Origin of the sequence: Yoonia sp. (assembly GCF_046292185.1) — a bacterium.
Lineage (GTDB): Bacteria > Pseudomonadota > Alphaproteobacteria > Rhodobacterales > Rhodobacteraceae > Yoonia.
This window is the reverse complement of the sequence record NZ_JBKBQY010000141.1, coordinates 1-5,480: the sequence shown is the minus strand read 5'-3', so window position 1 is coordinate 5,480 and position 5,480 is coordinate 1. Positions and strand designations below refer to the sequence as shown.

The window sequence follows — 5,480 nt, the reverse complement described above, 5'->3', positions numbered from 1 at the left end:
TACTGCCAGATCGCCGGTATTGACCGTGACCCCGTCACGGATCGCTGCGCGGGTCGTGTTGGACGTGCTGAAATAGCTGACCGTGATCCCGATCGCCAGTTCCTGATCGTCCTTTTCGGTGGCAGCACCCGCCCCCTCGCCGTCCGAACCCTCGGATGGCGCGGAAGGTGCGCCACCGCTCGCGCCGGTCTTGGTCGTAAGATAATCGTTGGGGTCGAATACATCGCTCAGCGACTTGGGGATCGCGAAATCGCTTTGGCCCTCGCCGGTTTCGCTTTCATCGGAATCGCTGCGCGTGGTCGGTGACACGAATTGCGTGACCTGATCGCGATAGGTTTCCAACGTCTTCATCAGGTCCGGCCAAGGCCGGGCATTGGGATAGGATGTGGTTGCCTGCGCCGTCACATTGGCTGCGGTGACATCGGTCAAGGCACCACCGATTTCGGCCTGCGTGATGCCGGACATCAAGGTGACAGGCACGCTGAGGAAGACACCATATCCAAATTCGTTGATGAAATCCTCTTCGGATTTCTGTTCGTTTTCAGGCTTGCCTTCGTTTTCCTTGGCCAGCGCCTTGCGCTGCGCCTCGCTCAGGCTGTTGGCGGTGCTTGTCACTTCGCGCGACAGGCCGCTGCCGCCTTCGGCCTCGGTGGCAAAGCGCAGACCGGCATTGACGGCCAGATCGCCGGTGACAGTGACCTTTGTCAGTGACAGCGGCACCAGCGTTTCGGCGTTGGACAAATTGCGATAGCTGCCGCCCAGCGTGGCAAAGGTATTGTTGTCGTCAAGCAGCACATCCACGGCCAGCGCACCGGCAAAGCCGCGTTTGCTGTCGCCGCCCTGTGTCTGGCTGGCGGGTGGGGTCGTGGTGGTGTCTGTCGTCGTCACGCCGCCAGAGGTATCGGTGGTTTCATCCGACTGGCCCAAGGCCAGTTTCTTGAACGCATCAAGAAAGCTCAGCGCACTTTCGTTAAATGATCCCTTGTCCGCGTTCGGGGTTTCTTCTTCCTCTGCGGGCGGGGTCGGATCATCGGTGCCCAGCGTCGCTGTCGTCTTATGGGTCTTGTTGAAATAAAGGCTTTCCGCCGCCAGCGTCAGATCACGCCCGACGGTGATCTCGCCGCCAAGGGCAGCCTCGGTCAGGGTGCGGCCAACGGACACGGCGATGGCCAGCGCGAATTTGGCATCCTTGCCGCCATCGACCTCTGTCGTCAGCGCATGGTTCATGCCGGTCAGTGCGGCGACGGTCAGATCACGTGCCGCAGTGATGCTGCCGCCATTGATCACGGCCTGATTGGTCAGACGGCGCACCGACACGACGACGCCGGGGGTCACGCCCAGATAGGTTTCAGGACTGACGGAAATCGCCATGTTTTCCGATGCGGTCGACATCACCGCGATATCGCGGGCCAGACTGGTCAGGCTGGAATTCGTGATGCGCACGCTGCTGTCGGTCTGGGTTACGGCCACGACAAGGTTCAGCTTTTCACTGCCCGCGTCGATGTTCACATCGGTCTGGGCATGGCTGTGGATATAGATCGCATGGTCTTCCTGCTTGAAAGCCGCGGCCAGCCATCCGGTAAAATCCTGCACCGCGTCGGTGCTGAAATCGAACCCCTGTTCGGCCAGACCATCCGCGGTCAGAAGCCCCCGCGTCTCTGTCTTGCCGTCAAAGACGGTGGTGGGCGTCAGACCCGCCCAATCGCCCTGGGCGGTCAGGCTGCTGTTGTTGATGTTGATCGCGGCAGAGGCTTGCAGGAATGCCACATTCAGCGGGATATCGCTTTCCCATGGGCCAGCCAAGTCGTTGGCATATTGGACGAAATCCTGTGCGCTGAATGTTTCCTGATTGAAAATCCTGGTCGCGACATCCTTGGCGACACCGAACAGCGCATCGGTGATTTCACCTTCGCGTTCTTTGGTCTGTCCGGACCCGGCCAGGCCGCGCGCGCGGGCATAGGCCCCGACATAGATCGCGCCACCCGTCAGCGTGCTGTTGGTGATGTTGTTTTCGGCCTTCGTCTGGGACAGCACGATCAGACCGTCGGTGCCGTTGTTTTCCGCTCGCGCGAGCAGCGCGATCAGGCCACCGGCATGGCCATTGCCGCCCTGCGTATAGATATTGGCATTTTCCAGAGTGATGACGGGCGCGTTCAAGATCAGATTGCCCGATGCGCCGGTCGATGCGACGGTGGCGTGGTCGCCACCAGCCACCTGCCGGGTCGAGATGGTTTTATCATTGATCGTGATCGACTGGTCGGCCTGAATAATCCAGTTGGCGCCATTTGTATAAAGATCATCAGCCAGTACGAAAGTCGCTGGATCGATCAGCACCGTGCCCATCGGGCCGGAGGCAGAAGCCACGTCAAGCGTGCCACCCAGCGTCACCGTATCCACCGCGCTGAATTCGATGAAACCGCCCGTACCGGCCACGGCTGTCGCGCTGATCCGCGCGCCCTTTTCCAAAAGCGCCGATCCATCGGCGAAAAGCACCGCCGTGCCGCCATGGGCAAGACCGTCGGCTGCGATGTCCGCACCGGCGCTGACGGTGATATCGCCAGCGGCGCGGATATCGATACGCCCACCATTATCGCCTGAACGGGCCGTCGCCGTGCCACGGATCGCGATATCATCGCCGGAAAACAGCCGGATCACCCCGCCTTCGACAGAAACACCGCTGGCCTGTTCAGCGCTGCTTGTGTTGACGGCGGGATTATAGCTTTGGCTGCCTTCGGTATCGACGACGGTGATACGGCCATCGACAATCATCCGCGCGCCGGACCGCAATTCCAGCCTGCGGGCGTTGATTTCGCCATAAAGCGCAATCGCCCCATCTGCAGACAGAGGTTCGGACCCGGCAAACAATTGCGCGACAGCCCCGCTGTCGACAACGCCATCCGCCCCGATCAGCCGGTCAGCGAAACCGCGCTGCGCGGTGGACATGGTCAGATTGCCCGCATTGATGACGCCGCCCGCAGAGACGACGATCCCGCCAGGGTTAACGATAAAGACATTGCCGCCCACGGCGCCGCCCTTCATCGCGTTCAGCGTGCCTTCGATATTCGTCTGGCCGCCGCGCACGACGTTGATCAGCGCACCGGCGGTTTCGGGTTGGTGCAGGTTGACCGTCTGCAATTGCCCGACCGAAAAGCGGTCAAAGGAATTGAACGCATTTCCGCCGCTGAAGGTATTGGTATAGATATCCGTCGACAGACCGTTGTTGATGATACTGGTCTGGGTGCGGCCATCGGCGATGATCTGCGCCTCGGCATAGACCGGCAGGACCTGAAACGCCGAGATCGTAAAGGCCATGGTCCAGCCCACGGATTGCCGCGCGAGATGACCGAGCGAAGCCCGCAGGCGGGACTTCAAAAAACGCTTGGACTGTTTATACATGACCATCTCCTGGCGACCGTGAAAGGTCTGGATCTGTGGCGCGGCCCGCCGTGGCGGCCCGCGACCGTATTTGGGCTGGGCGGATTACATGCCGCCCCGGATCGCTTCGAGAGCGGTGTTGAATTGCGAAATATCGACACCCACGACGATCGGGTCCGCCTCCAGCGCGGGACGGTAGCCGAACAGCAATTGTTCGTTTTCGTCGAACCGGAAGAGTTCGTCGGCATCAAGCCGCAGGGCCGCTTCGCAAAGCGCGCCGAGACACCGCTGCCAGATCATGCTGCGCTGTTCGACATCCTCGTCTTCGTCATCCAGACGGAACACGGCACCGCCAGGCAGATAGGCCCCCATCGGCACCTGCGCCAAAAGGATTGCGGCATCGTCATCCGCGGGCACCACGATGAAGCGGACGATCAGCTGATCGGTTTCCGCCAGCGACAATTCCTGTAGCAGGCTGCAGGCGACACGGGTGGTCGTGACCGCCTCGCAATTGACCAGCCAGTCGCCGAATGCCGTGTTGTTGCCCACCTCCGAGCCTTCCGGCAAGGTCTGAGGAGCCGCCGTCAGGCTGTCGTCGCCCCCTTCAATCTGCAGGCCGTCATCCTGTGCCAACGCCATTGTCGCGCTGAACAGCCCTGCCGAAAGTGCTCCGATAATCCGTTTCATTTGTTCTTGCTCCTAAGGTTTAGAAATTCCAGTCCACGCCGAGATAGACCTCGGCCTTGCCCGTTGCGTCAAAGCCGAGTGTTTCCACCAGCGGCACGCCGAGAAACAGCGTGGCGTTCACATCGTTCTGAAACCGCATCACGGTCCCGGCCCCGGCAGAGGCCAGATAATCCTGATCGCGGTCAATCGACCCGTCCACGCGGAACGGTACGACCAGGGCGGTGTCGATGAACCCGAAAGGCGCCGCCGTCATGCCGCCGAAAGCGTCGAACGCATATTCGCGGCGGCTGATCTGGGTCTGGATCAACAGGCCGCTGTCGCCGCTGCGCACGCCATTGGGATAGCCGCGCACCGATGTCGGCCCGCCCGCGTTGAACAGCCGCGCTGGTGGCAGGTTCTGATCGACCCCATATTGTCCGGACGCGGAAATGGCGAAACTGAAATCCTTGGCGAAACGCTGCGCATAGCTCGCCCCGCCGGTCAGGAACCAGTAATCGCCTTCGGTGTCAGAGGTCTGCGCGGCATCCGCCTCGCCGATGGTCAGGCCAAGGGCAAGGTTCAGATCACCTTGCGGGAAATTCCGCTGGAACCGTGTCGTGACGTTCAGTTCGCGCAGATCGGTTTCCAGCAGATCGGTATCGCTCAGCACGGAACTGCTGTATTCATAGCCATATCCCGCTGACACCTGCCAATGCCGGTCGGGCGCAACCCAGAAAGGCCGGCTATAGGCCAGATTGGCCGAAGCGGAATTGGACACGATATTGATCGGCGCGAAAGGCCCGAAGATCACTTCGGAATCGGCATAAGTCAGCGATCCGATGATCCGCCCGCCCCCCGGCCCCACGGGGCGCGAATAGCCGGTGCCGATGGAATAGGCCCCTTCGGAAAGCTGCAACTGCAAAGACAGCGTGTCGCGCAACCCGCTGATCGAATTCCAGCGCCCGAAATACGAAAGTCGCGTCGCCCCCGTCGAGGGCGAGCCGAAATTATCTGCCGACAGCGTATGCTGGTATTCGGGTGGTTCGTCGCCACCGATCCGGGCGGTGGCCATGCCTTCGGCCACGCCGGGGCCAAAGGCCAGCACCGGGCGGAAATCATGCGCGATCTCGAACACCCGCAGATCCAGTTCCAGCTGGTCGTAATCGGGCTTTTCGCCCTCGGTCAGCGATATGTTGGCGCGCAGGAAATCCTCGCGCGTGGCGGTCAGCGCAGAGGTATCGACGCTTTCGATCTCCGCCTCGATCAGCCTGACCTGCAATCTGCCGTTGCGAATTTCCTGTGGTGGCAGGATCGCCAGCGCGGTCACGACACCGGCGGCAAGATAGGCGTCATTCACCGCCGTGACGAGATCCTGCAAATCGGCAAAGGCAATCGGCCTGCCGGTATAGGGAATGGCGATGGCACTTAGTTCGTCGTCG

Annotated in this window: 3 protein-coding genes; all 3 read right to left on the bottom strand. The window is 61.2% G+C overall.

Annotation, left to right across the window (positions count from 1 at the left end; genetic code table 11):
- Positions 1 to 3,396, bottom strand: a 3,396-nt coding sequence (locus tag ACK4TM_RS16855; RefSeq protein ID WP_409703549.1) for a leukotoxin LktA family filamentous adhesin, incomplete at its 3' end; no start/stop codon positions are given.
- 84 nt (positions 3,397 to 3,480) lie between these two features.
- Positions 3,481 to 4,062 (bottom strand): invasion associated locus B family protein, encoded by a 582-nt coding sequence (locus tag ACK4TM_RS16850; RefSeq protein WP_409703546.1) that lies wholly within the window; start codon positions 4,060 to 4,062, stop codon positions 3,481 to 3,483.
- Between the two features lie 19 nt (positions 4,063 to 4,081).
- Positions 4,082 to 5,480: ShlB/FhaC/HecB family hemolysin secretion/activation protein (locus tag ACK4TM_RS16845; protein WP_409703543.1), on the bottom strand; the 1,399-nt coding region annotated here is incomplete at its 5' end.